This is a genomic window from Crateriforma conspicua (assembly GCF_007752935.1).
Taxonomy (GTDB): Bacteria; Planctomycetota; Planctomycetia; order Pirellulales; family Pirellulaceae; genus Crateriforma; species Crateriforma conspicua.
In genome coordinates, this window is the sequence record NZ_CP036319.1 from 3,862,765 (window position 1) to 3,881,115 (window position 18,351).

Consider the following 18,351-nt stretch of genomic DNA (forward strand, 5'->3'; position numbering starts at 1 on the left):
TTACTTGTTGGTGATTTCGTCCAGATTCAACAGCACGGTGGCCACGTCGATCATCGCTGTTTCCGCATCGCCGCCATCCGCCAACACCGCCTTGTACAAGCGAACCAGACGGTCATGTTCATCGGGATTGGGCGGGCGTGTGGTCACCGCTTCGAAGCCCCAAGCGATTCGGTCGGGTGTGGGGCGATCCAGAAGTCGCATGGAGCGTGCCAGGGCGCTGGCACATTCGACAAAGGTATCGTCGTTCAGCGTGACCAATGCTTGCAGCGGAGTGTTACTGCGCAGCCTTCGTGGCGTACAAAATTCGCGTGACGGTGCGTCGAACGTGGCAAACATGGGATACGGGATGCTGCGTTTGGTGTATGTGTATATCGATCGTCGATAACGATCGCCGCTGCTAACCGGTGCGGTGTCCCATTTGTCACCACCCTGGAACGGTTTCCACACGCCTTCGGGGATCGGCGGATGAACCGGTGCACCGCCAATTTCGTTGGACAACAGACCGCTGGCGGCCAGTGCGGCGTCACGAACCATTTCCGCCGTCATGCGGAATCTTGGCCCACGTGCCAGATAGCGATTCGCAGCGTCCTCGGCCCGCCGGTCGTCGGTGCCGTTGGACGATTGACGATACGTTGCCGACAACACGATGTCACGCACCAATGGTTTCAGCGACCAGTCATCACTGCCGCGAAAACGTGACGCCAGGTATTCCAGCAGTTCCGGGTGCGTGGGCGGATCACCGCTGCTGCCGAAATCCTCCTCCGTGGCCACCAATCCCATCCCGAACAGACGAGCCCAAACGCGATTGACAAAGACACGCGGCGTCAGCGGATTTTCATCGCTGACCAGCCACCGTGCTAAATCCATCCGATCGGCCTGCTCACCGCCGGACGACTTGGTCAAGTCCGGCAGCACCGCGGGAACATCCGGCTGAACCCGTTCCCCCTTGGTCAAGAACAACCCGCGATCGAACACGTGGGTCGGACGTTTCAGGTGTTCCGGTCGCTCCGCCAGAACGGGAATCCCAACACTGGGTATTTGCTTTCGCTGACCGATCCGATGATCCAAATCACGCCGCAGTTGCAGCAGTTCTGGAACATTCAAACGATCGGCAATCGTCGGATCACCGGACAGATCCAACCGCCCACGCCGGCTGACCAGTGGGAACGCGGCCAACAACTGGACGTTGTGTTTCAACCGCACCTCAATCCGCGTGTCGCTTCCCAGCTTGGCGGTCTGTTCCAATATCAACGCAACACGACGCGAATGGTGAATCCGACTGTAGGCTGCGAAGCCCTGTTTGTTTTTGTCATTCAGCGAATCACTGGGACGCATGAATGGATCCGGATCATCCACCACCAGTCGTTCGATGGGCAGTTCCGTTTCCCCGCCCTCCGCGTCGATGGAGCGGACCTTGATCGACGACAGCACGAATCCCCATTCCGAATCGGCCAAGCCGCTATCGGGATCGCGCGGCCGCAGTGTCAGCCGGATCGCCGACAATGCGTCCATGGCGTCATCCGGCTGGGCGGTCAGCGTGATCGTGGTGCCACTGGACAGTGTATCGACGGTCACGAACTCCTGTCCCGCTTCGGCCCGAGGGTCATCTTGGACGATGACTTCGGTTTGCTTGTCGGCCGTTGCGTCGAGTTGCACCGGAGCCCGCCAGTCGATCACGTCGTCGTTCAGGATGGCTGATTCGGCGTCGAAGACTTGCTTTCGAAGCGATTCGATCTGGCGATCCAACTCACCCGCTCGAGATTCTTCGGTCGGGTCCAGCGGCACCTGCAACAACGGGTAATCTTCGTTCAAGTCACAGTCGGCGGTGTTGTTGAAAAACGCGACGAACTGGTAATACTCCTCGTGCTGAATCGGATCGTACGGGTGACTGTGACACTGCACGCAGCCGAACGTGATGCCTTGCCAAGTCTGCCAGACCGTGTTGACGCGATCCAGCACCGCCGCGACGCGAAATTCTTCGTCGTCCGTGCCGCCTTCTTCATTCGTTTGCGTCAAACGATGTGCCGCAGTGGCCAAGCGATCGTCGATCGACGGCTGATCGACCAAATCGCCGGCAATTTGCTTGATGGTGAATTCGTCGAACGGCATGTCGTGATTGATCGATCGCACCACCCAATCGCGATACTTCCAAATCCGACGACGTCCATCCAGCCCCAGGCCGCGTGAATCGGCATACCGAATTTGATCCAACCAAGCCGACGCCCAGCGTTCGCCGAAACGGGGATCCGCCAACAAGCGATCGACTTCCATGGCGTACGCCTTTTCGCCGAAACGATCCACTTCTTCCAGAAACCGGCGACGATCGGTCACCGAAGGCGGGATTCCGGTCAGATCAAACGTCACGCGTCTTAGCCACAGTGACGGATCGGCGGCACCGTTCGGCTTCCAACCGATTGATTCCAATTGAGACAAAACATAGGCATCGATTTCGTTGTTGCACCAATCGGGATCATCGACAGCGGGCGCCGTCGGCCGACGCACCGGTTGGTAGGCCCATGGCAACGCCCAAGTCGCACCCTGTCGAATCCAGCGCCGCACCAACTGCTTTTCGTCATCGGACAGCGGGGCCCCGTGTTCCGGTGGCGGCATCACGTAGTCGGGATCATCGGATTCGATGCGTTCGACCATCATCGAATCGTCGGGCTGTCCAGGTTCGAAAGCCCAAATGGCGGCTTCGCGACTGGCAAAGGACAGGTCGGCGGCCGCTTTGACCCCGCCATGACAGCCGGCGCAGTGCTCATTTAGCAGAGGCCGAATCTGTTTAGCGAAATCGACCTTCAATGGAACTTCAGAGGCCGAGAGCGGCGTGGCCGAATCGCCAGAATTCGAATCTGCCGCGAGACAGACACACGGACCGAGAGCGACAACCAGTAATCGCAGAATCGTTCGCAGCATGCGCGATTGAGATTGGGGCAAGACGGGATAGGGCGGGGGAACTGAGGAGACCGGCACAGGTTTCAAACCGTGTGGCGAGTCGTCCAGTCTAACCGCACCACAGGCCCGTCGTCGAACATCCGACGAACGCGAAAATTTAGGCCCCGTCGACTCAGGCGATCACTTCGAATGTTCCCAGCGTTCCGGGGACATTCAGATTGTCGCCGCCGTCAATCACGTAATCCCCCGTGATGGACACCGTGTAAATGCCCGGCAATACCACGTAATCGTCCCGGAACCCCAGCAATTCGAACAGTGTTCGTGGATCGGGTCCCGGTCCACCCGCGATCCCACGCGTCGGAACGATTTGGCCGGAGCCGTCGGTCAATTGAACGACACCGAAATTGTCGGGGACGAAACGGATGTCCGATTCCGTGTCGCTGGAACGCAGCACAAATTCCGGCGGACCGTCGGTCAACGACAACTGAGTGGTCAGCAATTCCACCGTCGGCGGTGTCACGTCATCGGGGTTGTCCGGCCCATCCTGGATCTCTAGCCGGAAAGTGCCCAGGTCCGCCGCTTCGCTAAGATTACCCGCACCGTCGATCAGGTATCCACGTCCAGCGGTGACGGTGTAGACGCCTTCGACAAACCCATCAGGCCCAGGTTCAATTTCGCGAACCACAAACACGCCTTCGCCTGGCAGATCGCCACCGGTGAAGGTCACCGACTGCTCAAACGGTCGGCCGTTTGGATCAGTCACGACTAATTGACTGTTATCGTTGACGCGAACCGAACCCGTCCCCGGCTGGGCAAACGAATCATCCGTGAAGTTCAACACGAATGACGGAGTGTTGCGACCGTTGTAGGTGAAGGTTTGCCCCGCCGGCAAACTGACCACCGGCGGCGTTGTGTCGTCGGAGGTGCTGATTCGACGGACGCGGAATTCATCGACCACGACTTCTTCGACCTCGCCCGTTGTCGAATCACTCATCCAGATCCAAAAGGTCGCCGACGTCGTCCCCTCCGGTGCACTGCTTGGTAATTGGTACGTCTCGTTCGCCCCCGACGGCATCGTGATGAAGAATTCACCGATTTCGTTGTAGTCCTGGTCGAAGTAATCCACGCCGAACGTGACGTTTCGCTCGTCTGAATCCCCGCTGCGACTAATCGCCAAATCGATTTCGATGGTCTCGTATTCGTTGACTTGGAACTCTGTCCACACCGCCGTTTCTTGGCTGCCCAAGATCACCAAGTCATCGTTCAGGGTATCGACCGACAGTTCCACGCCGCCACCGTCGCTGCGCCATTCGGAATCCGCAAAGATCACTGGTTCTGGTGAAGGCGGACCCGCGTATTGAAAGAACCCGTCAGTGTGCAGCACATCGCCACGCCCATAGCCTGAAACAATGCCATCGCCGGGCAACCAAGTCCCACTGCTGAAGGTGGAACTGGATTCCGATTCGATCGACACCCCATCAATGATCACCTTATCGACTAGTAAGTTTCGATCGATTCCCTGATCGGGTAGGTACAAATCGTTGGTAAAGCGAACTTGAACGCGTGACGGATCGATCGCACCGACATAACCGCTGGTATCAAAGTGGTAGGACTGCAGTTCGGTCGTGGCCGCCCAAGACGCTACGACTTCACCGTCGACCAACAGTTCAAAGATTTCTTCGCCTGTTGAACCGGCCGCTTCCACCGTGATCGCCGATTCCGAAGGATCGGCCAAGTTGTATCGATAACGTGACTGCACATCGCGGGTCACGATGAGTTCAGATTCAATCGTGCCGATTTGGCGTTCCAAAACCCAGTCGGCCGATATTGACGAATCGTTTGCGAACCCCGTCACATCGTCGGATGCCGAAACGTCACAACCGGCAAGTGACGCCATGGTTCGGATCAAATGCAAACCGTCATCACCGGCCGCCGACCGGCAACCGTAAACCAGGACATCGGCGCCAGCAGCAAACGCATGGTTCCACTGACGCACTTGATCCGCATGGTCCCGCAACTGATCCGCGTCGACCCGCTGGTCGCCCAGTCGCAGCACGCCCACGTCGCCATGGGTGATCAAGTGCAGCGTCCTGACATCGCGCCGACCCGACAACGCCGTGGTCACTTGGTCGATCAGAGAAGCCTGTGAATCCAACAACTGGATTTCCGCCGAAGGATCAACATCGGCCAACAGCAAATCCATGTCGGCAACGTCATTAGCAACCAGCACCAACGTCTCGCAAATTTCACGCGACGCCGAATCGGTGCAGGGTGCCTGCACGACCGTGGCGGCGGGTGCTTCCGGCGTCGCGACGGCGATTCCCGCATCGGCGGCCAGCATCAATCGCGGTTCCAGATTGCTGACCGACCAATCCAGAGGCTGTTGATAATCCGCCGCCAGTGGACCGCATCGTCCGTCGCGGCGGGCTAGGATCGCATCGGAGAGATTCTTCCGTGCTGTTTTTTTCTGCGAAGGCGGCGTCGGGCGAGAGTTCGACTTGGCGGTGAACCGACGCAACGGCGAAAACGACATGGTGCAAGCCTTGGTGAATCAAACAACGTCAAACAACAAGAAAACTGCCCGCTGGGAGTTCGCGGCAATCGGGCCAGCCGACCGCCGATCTTAGCCGGATGCTAATTGGTGGCCGGGACGCGCTGGGATGAAGATTCGCACAATGGGTCGATTCCAGAGGCTTCCGCTGACTTCCGCGATCGAACTGATGACGAAGTCGCGGGCTCTTGGCCCGCCATTGGTTGCATTTCGACCCGCCTTTACGCCGTCCGGATCCTGCATCGTTTCAAAAAATCCGCTCGCCGCGTTCAGCCACCATTGCCGGGACGGCGGAAACGCAGGAAGTAGTTCTCCTGGAATTCTGGAATTTCCACCTCTTCGACGAACTCAAAACCCGCGTCTTCGATCTCGCTACGGAAGACCTCTTTGCCCGCTCGGACGTGATCCAACAGCCACGGACGTGATTCGCCGGGGATCCGATTGAAATCGATGATCACAAAGTGCCCGCCGGGGCGAACAGCGCGGAAAATCGAATACAGCGACTGGCTTGGGAATTCGAAATGGTGATAGACGTCGCACACAAACAGCACGTCGACGCTGTTGGGCGGAAGCCGCACGTCGTCTTGTCCGGACAGCACCGCCGACGCATTGTTCAACGATTTCATTTCGATCAAGCGTTCGACCCGTTCCAAAAACTTGGGTGCGATGTCGGTCGCGAACACCCATCCGTCCTTGCCGACCGCCTCACTGAACGGCTCGACGAACAGCCCGGTCCCCGTACCGACGTCGGCGATCCGGTCGCCGGGCTTCAGGCCGATCGCGTCGACAATGCTTTGGCGGGCGCGAAAGATCTCGCGAGACTCGGTTTCAAAGCGATCGACATAGGATTGGACATCCAATTCCTTGTTCAAGAACGACTTGTTGATGCCCGGTTTGACGCTTTTGGGTGCCGAATCGGCGGTCGCCACCGGTTCGCTCGCATCTGTGGCGACGTCGGATTGGGCAATGGCGGTGCCAGCGGATAGAACCGCTAGCGCCGCGCCGAAAAAGCCGCGGAGGCAAAATTTTTGGCCAATGGTGAACATGAGATACCAGGGGAGACTCAATGGGTGGGGAAGGATAACGACAGTGGCATGACAATGACGTTGCCACGTCATCGATCCGCCGTGGTGCGACCGTCGGTCGCAATGCCCGCATCGGAAACCCCCAGTTTATCACCCGTCATTGCCGGCACGGGACGCGGTCGACCGGTCAAACTGCCGCGACCGACGGAGTGTCGTGGGATTCACGACGCGGGTGTCCGGACGATCATTGACACCCACGCGGCAATGCTTATCTTTTCCGCATCGAACGAAAGTCCTTTGATTACCGGCGAGTTTTCACGCGTGTTTCGCAGCGTCCTGATTATTCGCCGCGTCACCGGCCTGATTTGCCGGCAGTGACGCGGGGTTCAACGACACCGACCCGAACGGCCGATGTGGCCGCAACGGTTGGAATTTCGTTCATACGAATTCAGCTGATTGACCCCCACGGCCCTAGGTTGCTTTGGGGGTTTTTTCGTAGGCTTCCCCCCCAACGGCGATCACCCGCGGGCTGGTCAGCCACCGGCCGGGCGGCGACATCGCGGGCCGTCCGAACCCATCCGTTCACCCCAAAAAACCTACGCACCGCATTTTCCGCAACTTTGGCCGGCCGACCGGCTGGGACCGAAATCCACGAAACACCGCACAGGCTTTCTGATGAACGCGACGACCCGCCAGCCGATCCTGATGTACGACACCACGCTGCGTGACGGCAGCCAGGGGGAGGGCGTCAGTTTTTCGCTGCAAGACAAAATCAACGTGACGCGTCGCTTGGCCGAAATGGGCATCGATTTTGTCGAAGGCGGGTATCCGCTGTCCAACGAAAAGGACGTCGCGTTCTTTCAACAGATCCGCGACATCGATCTGGGCGGCACCAAGGTGTGTGCGTTTGGGATGACCCGGCGTCGCGGGATGAAAGCGGCCGACGACCCCGGCATGCAGGCATTGGTCGCGGCCCAGACGCCGTGTATCACCCTGGTCGGAAAGACGTGGGACTATCACGCGACGGAAGTGTTGCGTGTCAGCCTGGAGGAAAACTTGGCGATGATCGGCGAGAGTGCCGAATTTCTGGGTCGCCATAGCGATGTGATCTACGACGCCGAGCACTTCTTCGACGGCTACGACGCCAACCCGGACTACGCGATCGAAACGCTGCGGGCCGCCGCCGCAGCCGGTGCCAAGTGGATGGTTTTGTGCGACACCAACGGCGGCACCCTGCCTGAACAAATCGCGGCGGTCACCAAAACAGCGATCGAAAAACTGGCGGATTTCGATGTGCGGTTCGGCATCCACTGTCACAACGACGGCGACTTGGCGACCGCCAATTCGCTGGCGGCGGTCGATGCGGGCGCCCTGCAGGTCCAAGGAACGATCAACGGAATCGGCGAACGCTGTGGCAACGCCGATTTGGTCGCCGTGGTGTCAAACTTGGCACTGAAGAAATCGAGTTACGAAGTCCTGGGCGGCCGGTCGCTGAAGCATCTGACCGAACTGAGTCGTTATGTCTATGAAACCGCCAACCTGCAGTGGCGAAACGGCCAGCCGTTTGTCGGGCAAAGCGCGTTCGCACACAAAGGCGGCATGCACGTGCACGCGATCAACAAAGCGGCGTCGACTTACGAACACATCGATCCGGCGTTGGTCGGCAATGAACGTCGGATTCTGATCAGTGAATTGTCGGGCCGCAGCAACATCGCCGCGGTCGCGCAGCAACACAACATCGCCGATGACCGCGAAGCGATGGACAAGATCCTTGCGGAAGTGGTCCGCTTGGAAAACGAAGGCTTCCAGTTTGAAAACGCCGGGGCTTCGTTCGATCTGCTGGTCAAACGCGTCACCGGTTCCTTCACGCCCCACTTTGACACGATCAAGTACCGCGTCGTCGCCGGCGACCGTGACAGCCGCAGCCACACCGTGTTCGCCGAAGCGATCATCAAACTGATGGTCGGCGACGTGCTGTGGTTCGATGCGGCCGAAGGCCACGGTCCGGTCAACGCGTTGGACGCCGCACTGCGAAAGGCTCTGCAAGGCACGTATCCGTGTCTGACGGAAATGCACCTGATCGATTACAAAGTCCGCGTGGTCGATTCCGGGGCCGGCACCGCCGCGTCGATCCGCGTGAACATCGAAAGCAGCGACGGTAACGAGTCTTGGGGCACGATCGGCGTCAGCGAAAACATCATCGAAGCCAGCTACAACGCCTTGGTCGACGCCGTCGAATACAAGCTGCATAAGGAAAATGTGCCGCAACCGGTCGCCGATGCCGATTCCAACGATCAAGCCGACCTGGCCGAAAGTGCTTCGGCGAACTGATCCGTTTCTCCGATTCTTTCGACTGCCTCAATCGCGGGTCGGATCCGAAGCGTTTGCTTGGTCCATCACCGCACCGATCCTGAACTGTCCTGCCGACACCCCGGTCACCCCGTCCACCTTTCACCGACATCACGATGACAATCCCCACACGATTCGATCACGCCAACGCGGCCGATCAGATTTCACAAGCCTGGGAAGCGGCGAAGTGTGGCCACGCCACGGTCAATCCGGACAAACCGCCGTTTACGATCGTCATTCCGCCGCCAAACGTGACCGGCGCGTTGCACCTGGGACACGGGCTGAACAACACGCTGCAAGACATCGTCATTCGTGCCAAGCGTATGCAGGGCTTTGAAACGCTGTGGATGCCCGGCACCGACCATGCGGGGATCGCCACCCAAGCGGTCGTCGAGCGGCGATTGAAAGAACAGGAAAACAAAACCAGACACGACCTGGGCCGCGAAGCGTTGGTCGACCGAATTTGGCAATGGAAAGACCAGTACGAAAACCGGATTCTGTCGCAACTGAAACGGATGGGCTGCAGTTGCGATTGGCAGCGGACCCGATTCACGCTGGACGACACTTGCGCCACGGCCGTGCGGGCGACGTTCTTTGATCTGTTTTCACAACAGAAGATTTATCGTGGCAAACGGCTGGTCAACTGGGACACTTTCCTGCAAACCGCCGTCAGCGATGACGAAGTGTTCAACGAAACCCGCAAAGGCCACTTCTGGCACTTCAGCTATCCCGTCATCGATCCCAAACCGGGCGAACCGGACCACGTGACGATCGCGACCACGCGTCCAGAAACCATGCTGGGCGATACCGCGGTGGCGGTGCACCCGGATCCGGCCGCCGCGTTGGACAACGTGGAAGCCGAGCTGCAGGAAAAACGAAAGTCTGCACCGGAGAAAGAGTGGGCCCAGATCGACGCTCAACTGGAACAATTGCAAGAACGTCGCAAGACGATGCTGCCGCAATTGATCCAGCTGCGCGACATGGCGGTTGCCGGACGGATGCTGAAGCTGCCGTTGATGGATCGCGAAATCCCGCTGGTCGCCGATCCATGGGCCAAGCCGGAACTCGGATCCGGATGCGTGAAGATCACACCGGCACATGACCCGAACGATTACGAAGTCGGGATCCGGCAAGACTTGCCGATGATCAACATCCTGAATCCCGACGGCACGATGAACAGCCTGACGGATAAGTACGAGGGTCTGACGATCCCGAAGGCCCGCAAGGCGGTGGTCGAAGACTTGGATGCGTTGGGTTTGTTGGGCGATATCGAAGACCGCGATATTGAGTTGCCCCACAGTGATCGCAGCAAGACGCCGATCGAACCCTATTTGGCCGATCAATGGTTTGTCGCCATGGATCAGTTGGCCCAGTCGGCGATGGACGCGGTGACTGACCAGCGTGTCAAGATTCTGCCGTCGCGATACAGCAAGGGCTACCTTGATTGGCTGAGCGAGAAACGTGACTGGCCCGTCAGCCGCCAGCTTTGGTGGGGACACCGTATTCCCGTCTGGTCAATCGTCGGTTTGGATCAAGCCGAAGCGAAGAAGATCCACGAAAAGCTGGAAACCCTGGCCGCCGAAGACGCCGGCCGACTGAGCGTGCGTGTCGACCAGGCCGACGATGCGACCTTTGGCGTGTTCGCCTGTCTGCGTAACGAAGATGACTCGTGGGAATCCACGTTGGAATCGATGGGACTGGCACGCGATCCGGACGTGCTGGACACCTGGTTCAGCAGCGCGCTTTGGCCGCACAGCACGCTGGGCTGGCCGGAAAAGACGCCGGAACTGGACTACTTTTATCCCACCAGCACTCTGATCACGTCACGCGACATCATCACTCTATGGGTGGCCCGCATGGTGCTGATGGGTCTGAACAACGTCGGCGAAGTCCCGTTCAAGGAAGTCTACATTCACCCCAAAATCTTGGACGGGCAGGGCGAAACGATGTCCAAGTCCAAGGGTAACGGCGTGGACCCGATCGATGTGATCGACAAGTTCGGTCCCGACGCCCTGCGATACGGACTGGCACGTCTGGCCACCGAAACGCAGGACGTTCGAATGCCCGTGCAGTACGAATGCCCGCATTGTGAAAAGCTGATCGACCAAACCAAGAAGAATCGATCGCTGCCGGTGGTGGCATGCCCGGCCTGTGACAAATCGTTTTCGACCCAATGGGCGGAAACCGACGCAGACAAAGCGCACCCACGCGGGGCGGTGGTCAGCGAGCGTTTTGAAACGGCGCGGAACTTCGTCAACAAGTTGTGGAATGCCGCCCGTTTTGTGTTGATGAACATGGACGGATACCAGCCCAACTATGTTCGCATCGCGACCTTGCCGCTGGAAGACAAATGGTTGCTCAGCCGTCTGGCCACGGTGACCCGGCAAGTCAGCGACGGCATTGAAAACTATCAATTCGCCGAGACGTCACGGATCCTGTACGACTTTGCCTGGGACGAATTCTGCAGCTTCTACGTCGAAATCGCCAAGCCGCGCTTGTCCGATCCCGAGCAGCGTGACACGGTCCAGGCGATGATGGCGCACGGTCTGGACACACTGCTGCGTTTGCTGCACCCGACGATGCCGTTTGTCACCGAATCGATCTGGAGCTTCTTGAATGTGGCCGCCGGCCATCGCGGCGTTCCTCATCCCGCCGACCCGGGTAAGTTCTTGATGCAAGCGGCGTGGCCTGACGCGGACGAAAGTCACTACGACGAAGCGATCGAGCGTCAGTTCAACGAGTTTCAGCAAGTGGTCGGTGCGGTCCGCCAGATCCGTGCCAGCCAGAACATCGCGCCTCGCGAAACGGTTCCGGTGTCCATCCGTTGCACCGAGTCGTCGCAAGAGTTGTTGCAACCGATGACCGACTACTTCGGCCAGCTTTGTGGCGCCGAAGTCACCGCGTTGGGTCCGGATGCGAAGCCCTTTGACGTCGACGCGCCGCTGAATCTGCCGTCGATCGACATCGACGTTCACGTGGACTTGGACAAGTTCATCGACGTGGACAAGGAATTGTCACGTCTGGAAAAACTGCTCGGCCAGATCGTCAAACAGATCTCCGGCAAAGAAAGCAAATTGTCCAACGAGAACTTCGTCTCACGAGCCCCCGAGCAAGTCGTGGCCAAGGAACGAGAATCACTCGACGACCTGCGCAAGCAACTAGCCGTGGTCGAAGGCGACATCCAGCGTCTGAAGTCGCGCGGCTAGACATCGTCGCCTTTCGCTCCCGCGAAAGTAGCGAAACCGCCAACCCGAACCGATCCGCCAAGTGAGCGTCCCCAACCCTCATGCGGCAAAATTTCACACAGATAACTGGCGGTTTTCACGGCAAATTTCAACCTTGGCGGGAATATAACGGTGTCCAGACATCGCCCGTTTACCCGCCCGCCACGGTCCCATGCCCCAGCCCCTCCGCGAAGCTTTCATTCCCTTCCTTTTTCTGCCGGTGCTACTTATCGCCGCCACCGGCCATCAATCCCTGTCTGCCGATACCGCGATCACCAGCGTCGACACCGGCCGAACGATCACCAAAGTCCGGTCCGCCCACCATCCCGACGGTCCAAGAGTCATCGCCAGCACGTACGAGGGCGATGTGATCGCCGTCGACCATCAGGGCGACTTGATCTGGACCTGTCCATTGTCCGGCGTGATGAACCACGATCTGTGGGTTGCGGACCTGGACGGTGACGGCAGCGACGAGGCCTTGGCCGCCAGCGCCGATGGGTACGTCTACTGCATCAGTGACGACGGACAGCTTCGCTGGCGATTCAGCGCCAACGACGCGCCCATGATTTCGGTCTGTGTGATCCGAAACCTGGGAAAGCCGGTCGTTGTCTGCGGCGGATTTGACAATCAAGTCCGTTATCTTTCACCCACTGGCAAATTGCTGGACACCCTGCATTCGTCGACCTATTCGATCGCCAAACCTTGGGGAAAAGACCCCAGCAAACCGCGTCCGCCGGCGAAGCTGCACGTCGCCAATTTCTTGCGACCGGTCACCAATCCCGATGACCCGGCCAATGATCGATTGTTGATTCATGGAACAATGAACGGCATGCAGGATCGCGGTGCGTTCTATTTGTTCAAGCCGTTCGCGTCACAACCCGATTGGATGATCCGATCGCCGTCGCCCACGGTCGTCGGTCATGTCCACGTCATTCCCGCCGACGATAAAACGCCACCGCGGATCTTGGTCGGGACGTCGGGACACAGCAGCAACATGGCCGTGTCCATTTTGACCACCGAATCCGATCACCAGCAAACGTGGCAGATCCCTCGCCGGCACCCAAAGATTGATTCTTTCGGCTATCGCGTGGTCCAGCCGATGGTGATCGACGCCGACGCTAGCGACCTTGTGGTTTTGGTCGGAAACACTTTGGTGCGGATCTCCAGTCACTTGAATGAAGCCCAATCACGTCTGTACCAAGCCGATTACAGTTTTCACGACGCGTGGATGGATCATTCCAGCGGTCATCTGATTTTGGCCAGCGCCCAGAGCGGCGGAAGCTGCATCCATTTGATCAATGTCAAGCGACCTAATTGGGAACAGGATTTCCAACAAATCGCTCCACCGGGAAAGATCCAAGCGATCTTGGATGGATCGAAAGCCGTCCGTGAACAACTGGCCCATTTTCGTCGCCCCGATTGGGAACGCGAACCGTTGCCGGTGTATTTGATGACCGAATCACGCACCGGCGTCGAATCGACGATCGATCAACTACGGGCTTCTTACCCCAGCCCCGTCTTTCTGAACGGTCACCATACCGGACAGGCTGAAAAGTTTGACCGTTCCGGCATCCCCAGTGAAAAGTATCGCAATCGACGCGATCGACGACGCAAATACACGCTGTCGCAACAGCAAGCGTTGGACGAATTCATTCCGCTGTATGACGGTCATCCGGGCGTTGCATTCTGGGGCGGACACGGCAACGATCCGTTCATGTTCCAACCGGACACGATGATGAAGGTCATCGATGCGGCGGGTGGCAAAAAGACGGTCCTGATCTATCCCGAACTGGAGGATCACAGCGATGAATTCGCCGCGGTGACCGAACATTTGATTTACCCGCTGGCGGCGCACGCACAAACACGCAACGCCAATCTGTTTCTTCGCTGTAAGCACAATTTTTGGAACGGAAGTATCTATCAGCCAGCATGGGATCGGCTTCGAAGCGGTGAATTTGCCGACGTCTTTGTGCCCGCGATGGAAGAAACCAGTGACAAGTCGATGGAAATTAGCCTGGCATCACGACTGGGCATGTGGACCAGCGGGGCGGTCAATCAATGGGGTGCACGAAGCGTTCCCGACAACACCAGTTTTGATCGGTCACGCCAGCATTCGCACCAACGGTTGCCGAACCACTTCTTGCGAAACATGGTTTACAACATCAGCCTTGGCGCAACCTACATCAACAACTTTGCCGTCGATCAGGAATACATGAGTCTGTTGTGGGAAATGATCGCCAAAGGCGCCTTGTATGTTCCCAAGCGAGACGAAATCGTCAGTTTCAACCCGGTGCACCTGAGTATGGTGTCGCCCGACCACGAATTTTTGAACGAAGGCAACAACGTCAAGTGGTGCACGTTTTACGATGCCGACACCGAAGCCAAACGCAAGATGGTCTTCAGTCGGCTGAACGGCACTTGGCCCGGCGCCCCCAATACTCCATGGGATTTTTCTACCTATGCGGCCGGTGTCAAAGACCGCCGGCTGAACTTTTTGCCGCCTTATCCACACGGTCTGGTCTTGATCACGCCGCCACAGGGTGCGTCGGATGCACCGCTGCCGCGCGGAAAGCTGACCGACCATCTGCATCCGATTTATCGGGATGCCATGCAAGAAATACGGACCAGTGGTAAATCGTATCTTGATCGCAATGGTCGGCCTTCATTGGCGGCGGATCAACACGCCGACGTCGTCGCGGACAAAATTCGAACCGCAGCCGAACAGCTTCCGTTGACGGTCGATGGCACGGTCGCTTGGGTTGCCGCCGAATCGTCGCCCGGGCACCTGCGGTTGACCATTGTCGATGGCGGTTACCTGAACCCCGATGACCAAGTCGCAACGATTCGTTTCCATCGGGCCGATCCGGTGCGTGTCACCGATTTGCTGACCGGGCAAGTGATCGACCTGACGGATGATCCCACGTTGTCCGTGAAGGTTCCTTGTGGTTTGTTCCGGCTGCTGGACGTGCAGTTGAAGGGGCCCCTGTAAGCCGGAACCACCCGGCGTGATCCCTTCAATCCCGTTTTGCCGCATGCACAGCCGCCCCGGTGGCGTCCGCCTTCATTTCGGCTTTCAACCGGGCGTTCCCCCACCGGCCGACTCGACTATCATCTTGGTTGGTTGACGACGCCCACGCGGCGCTCGTTCTTTTCTTCCGCGTCGCGGATGCTTCTGCCACTGATCTGGATTGATTCGCTGAAATGCCCATTCGTTTGAAATGTTCGTGCGGCAAGGTGCTGTCGGTGAAAGACGAAATGGCGGGCAAAGCGGTCAAATGCCCGGCATGCAGCAAGCCGATTCGCGTCCCCAAGCCCAAGGCGGCCGCGGCGCCGGCGGCACCCCAGGCGCAATCCGAGTTGGACGATCTGTTCAGCGAGGAAGGTTTCGATCGTGTGGTCGCCGCGGCATGTCCCGCTTGTGGGGTGGAGATGAAGGCCGGTGCGGTGCTGTGCACCAAGTGCGGTTTCAACAAACAGACCGGCGAATACATCGAAGGCCACAAGGTTGCCGGCGTCGACGTCGACCTGGGAACGCTGCAACTGCAGATGGCCGAAGAATCGATGGGCCGCGACAGGCAAACGCAAGACGAAATGCTGAAGCGATCCGGGATGCCCTGGTGGATGCTTTTGGTCGTGCTGTTTGTCGTCGGCAGTGGTGCGACGCTGGCCGTGCTGACGGTGAACGCTGCCAACCGCGAAGACGATTCGCTGAACTTCAGTCCGATGAAGACGTTCTTGGCACTGGTCGCCGCACTGTTTTTCATCCTGGGCGGAATGGCGTATTTGTCGATTGTCATCAACGCATTCAAGAAATCGGCCAAGGATGGACTGCTAACCCTGTTCATCCCCGTCTTGTACATGTTCGTATTCGCGATCCAGACCCGCGGCGAGAATCTGAAACGCTTCTTCCTAGCGTTGATCGCATTCGGACTGGGCGGATATCTGGCATATCGTGCCGATCGCTATGTGCCCAGCAAAAAGAAGGCGAACGATTCCGGCAACACCGTCGTGACCCAGCGGATCGAAGATCTTTGGCTGCCACCGATCTTATAGCGTCTGCCTTTTGACGCTTGACCGCTCGATTGACTGGCGACCAAACCACAGGCAACCAACCATCGCGATCCACCGCCGTTGCTTGGCGATCGCTGCTGGCGAAGCCTTGGCGCATCAAGTTGGCGCCGCAATTCGTCTCGGCCGGCGCTCAATCGCCGATGTGGTCATCGGCATGCCCCGCACGGGTCCAAAGCTCAGCCTTTTCGAAAGGCTGTTCAGTCATCCGACGATGAACGCTGCGCACCGCACTCGGCGATCATGGATGGCCGTAAAGCCTTATGGATGACCGTCACTTAAATCGTGGCACGCGGCACAGTCCATCTTCACACGTGCATTGCTCATGTCATCAGGACCATGACATTCCATGCAGGAGAATCCATTGGTCTGACGCGCGGCCAGAATCTCCGATCGCAGAGACTCATGGTTCAACATTCGGACCACCTTCATGGCGCCATCCGCCGCCAATCGTCGACATCGTTCTTTTCGGTCCAGACTGTCGATCGGACAACCACTTTCACGGCACCAACGAGTCGTCGAAATGTGGCACAGGACGGATCCGGAAACACAAGGAATCGCCTCGTCCGCCCATTCCGGTTCGCCGGGCTTGAACTCCGGCAAAACGCTGGATTCATACCAACCCGCTAGATCGGAAATCATTGCGGCACGTTCCTCTTTTGGCCTTTCGCTGTGGAACAGGCCGATCAACGCACACGCGCCGTTGACGACGCCGCAAAGTGATCCATACCCACCCACACCGCCTTCGCCAAACCGCATCATTGCAATGGGAAAGGCGTCGTAAGGGGATCCAAATCGATCCGCCAGCGTGCCGACGACGCTGCCGACCACCGCGTACATGCAACCGCCCTCCGGATAAATTCGATAGGCTCGGTCGCCGACTTCTCGCGCGTCCAAGGGAACATAGACCCACCCCAGGGGCGACGCCATGGCGGAGGACAACGATGTCATTTGCATCGGGGTCCCACCCACACCCATGGCCGTTCCACCAACCCATCCCAAAGACGTCAAAACGGTGCGTCGCGATACAGTCGACATGACGACGGCCCTTAAACCGAGGAAGAAATTTCAAAGACGTATGCGAGCGAAAAATAGACGCCCAGCAAAATGAACAGCCATCCGGTGCCTGTACGTGCCCACCATTCCATTTGAGTCAGCACTTGGTAGGTCTTTCCGACCGATTTCGCACTGAACGCCAACAAAAAGGCCACCACCAAAACAGGGAACGCGGTTCCAATTCCATAAACCAGTGGCAAGAACAATGCACCACCCGGAAAACGCCCCTCAGGCAACTCAATTCCGACGTTCGACATGACACTGGATATCGCACCGGAATCCGCACCAAACGTCAGTGCTAACAACCCAAAAAACCAAGCGGCCGACGTCGGACAAAAGGAAACTGCGAACAAGACACCCAGCGGTAGTGCTGCCCAGATCCCCATGGCGTCCACTCGCTGTTGCAGTTTGTCGCTCATCATGGCGCCGCCGAATGAGACGACAACGATTCCGGAAAGCAACATGCCCAAAACCAAAAACACAGGTCCCAATGCCAGATGCATGTATTTCTGCAACCACAAGGAAACGGCCGGAATCGAAAGGCTACCGAACGCCAACACGCCGGCCAGCGCGATGTACAGCAGGCACCGCCCGAGTGTGTACAACAAGCCGGCATGAATCACGTGGCGTGAATTATCGACCTTGCTGCCGATATAGGAGATCGCTGCGATATTGGTGGCCAGAGGACATGGGCTGATCGAAGTCAGAAAACCCAAGTATAACGCAGTGATGGCGTAGGTCAGAAAGACAATCATGTTCATCAATCCATGTATTCTTTGACATTGGATTGAACGTAGGCAATGAACTTGTCTTTCTCGCGAACCAGACTCCAGATTTTTTCCAAGTCTTTGTATTGCCTGACCTTGTCCGACCGGATCTGTGCCACGATCAACGCCGGTCCCTTGACTTTGTACGCTTGAGCGAGCGCGGCATTTTCTTTCTTCTCATAATCAATCATTCGAAATTCGACCGATCCATCCGCCAGCTGCTTGGCGAACCCCTTGGTAACCGCCTGTTCCGAATATCCGCCCATCATCTTGCAGGTCGGACAACGCTGGGTGCGATGAAAGTACATCGCGATCACTCGATCCGGCGGTGACTTGACCGGTGCCTGGGACATCGCGTTTTGCGTGCCCCACGATGAGATGACCAACAGACAAATGATCCAACAATTTCGACCCAT

The 18,351-nt window shown here is 58.0% G+C and carries 11 protein-coding genes; 5 read left to right on the forward strand and 6 right to left on the reverse strand.

All coding sequences use genetic code 11. The features are described 5' to 3' along the window. From Mal65_RS14250 to Mal65_RS14260, 3 genes are all read right to left on the reverse strand, one after another. Complete coding sequence (locus tag Mal65_RS14250) at window positions 1-2,802, reverse strand: PSD1 and planctomycete cytochrome C domain-containing protein (protein WP_196784163.1); 2,802 nt, start codon at window positions 2,800-2,802, stop codon at window positions 1-3. Between the two features lie 265 nt (window positions 2,803-3,067). After that, complete coding sequence (locus tag Mal65_RS14255) at window positions 3,068-5,428, reverse strand: DUF4347 domain-containing protein (protein WP_145298788.1); 2,361 nt, start codon at window positions 5,426-5,428, stop codon at window positions 3,068-3,070. Window positions 5,429-5,715: 287 nt separating this feature from the next. Next, the gene (locus Mal65_RS14260) at window positions 5,716-6,492 is read right to left on the reverse strand and encodes a class I SAM-dependent methyltransferase (protein ID WP_145298791.1); all 777 of its coding nucleotides are present in this window, start codon (window positions 6,490-6,492) and stop codon (window positions 5,716-5,718) included. A 48-nt stretch (window positions 6,493-6,540) separates the two neighbouring features. Between Mal65_RS14260 and Mal65_RS14265 the strand changes: the two genes are divergently transcribed. From Mal65_RS14265 to Mal65_RS14285, 5 genes are all read left to right on the forward strand, one after another. Continuing rightward, window positions 6,541-6,849, forward strand: coding sequence for a hypothetical protein (locus tag Mal65_RS14265; RefSeq protein ID WP_145298794.1), 309 nt, complete (start codon window positions 6,541-6,543; stop codon window positions 6,847-6,849). A 297-nt stretch (window positions 6,850-7,146) separates the two neighbouring features. Then, the gene (gene cimA, locus Mal65_RS14270) at window positions 7,147-8,802 is read left to right on the forward strand and encodes a citramalate synthase (protein ID WP_145298797.1); all 1,656 of its coding nucleotides are present in this window, start codon (window positions 7,147-7,149) and stop codon (window positions 8,800-8,802) included. A 134-nt stretch (window positions 8,803-8,936) separates the two neighbouring features. Next, window positions 8,937-12,026 (forward strand): valine--tRNA ligase, encoded by a 3,090-nt coding sequence (locus tag Mal65_RS14275; protein WP_145298800.1) that lies wholly within the window; start codon window positions 8,937-8,939, stop codon window positions 12,024-12,026. Between the two features lie 190 nt (window positions 12,027-12,216). After that, window positions 12,217-15,033, forward strand: a complete 2,817-nt coding sequence (locus Mal65_RS14280; protein WP_145298803.1) for a PQQ-binding-like beta-propeller repeat protein — start codon at window positions 12,217-12,219, stop codon at window positions 15,031-15,033. Between the two features lie 212 nt (window positions 15,034-15,245). After that, window positions 15,246-16,097 carry a hypothetical protein gene (locus tag Mal65_RS14285; RefSeq protein ID WP_145298806.1) on the forward strand — a complete coding sequence of 284 codons (852 nt, stop codon included), beginning with the start codon at window positions 15,246-15,248 and terminating at the stop codon, window positions 16,095-16,097. Window positions 16,098-16,373: 276 nt separating this feature from the next. Here the strand turns inward: Mal65_RS14285 and Mal65_RS14290 are convergent, their stop codons facing one another. Genes Mal65_RS14290 through Mal65_RS14300 form a run of 3 tightly spaced genes read right to left on the reverse strand, consistent with a single transcriptional unit; the run spans window position 16,374 to window position 18,351 of the window. Beyond that, window positions 16,374-17,150, reverse strand: coding sequence for a C-GCAxxG-C-C family protein (locus Mal65_RS14290; protein ID WP_145298809.1), 777 nt, complete (start codon window positions 17,148-17,150; stop codon window positions 16,374-16,376). An 11-nt stretch (window positions 17,151-17,161) separates the two neighbouring features. Beyond that, the gene (locus tag Mal65_RS14295; RefSeq protein WP_145298812.1) at window positions 17,162-17,923 is read right to left on the reverse strand and encodes an aromatic aminobenezylarsenical efflux permease ArsG family transporter; all 762 of its coding nucleotides are present in this window, start codon (window positions 17,921-17,923) and stop codon (window positions 17,162-17,164) included. A 5-nt stretch (window positions 17,924-17,928) separates the two neighbouring features. Then, a complete protein-coding gene (locus Mal65_RS14300; protein ID WP_145298815.1) occupies window positions 17,929-18,351 on the reverse strand; it encodes a nitrophenyl compound nitroreductase subunit ArsF family protein in 423 nt (140 codons plus the stop codon).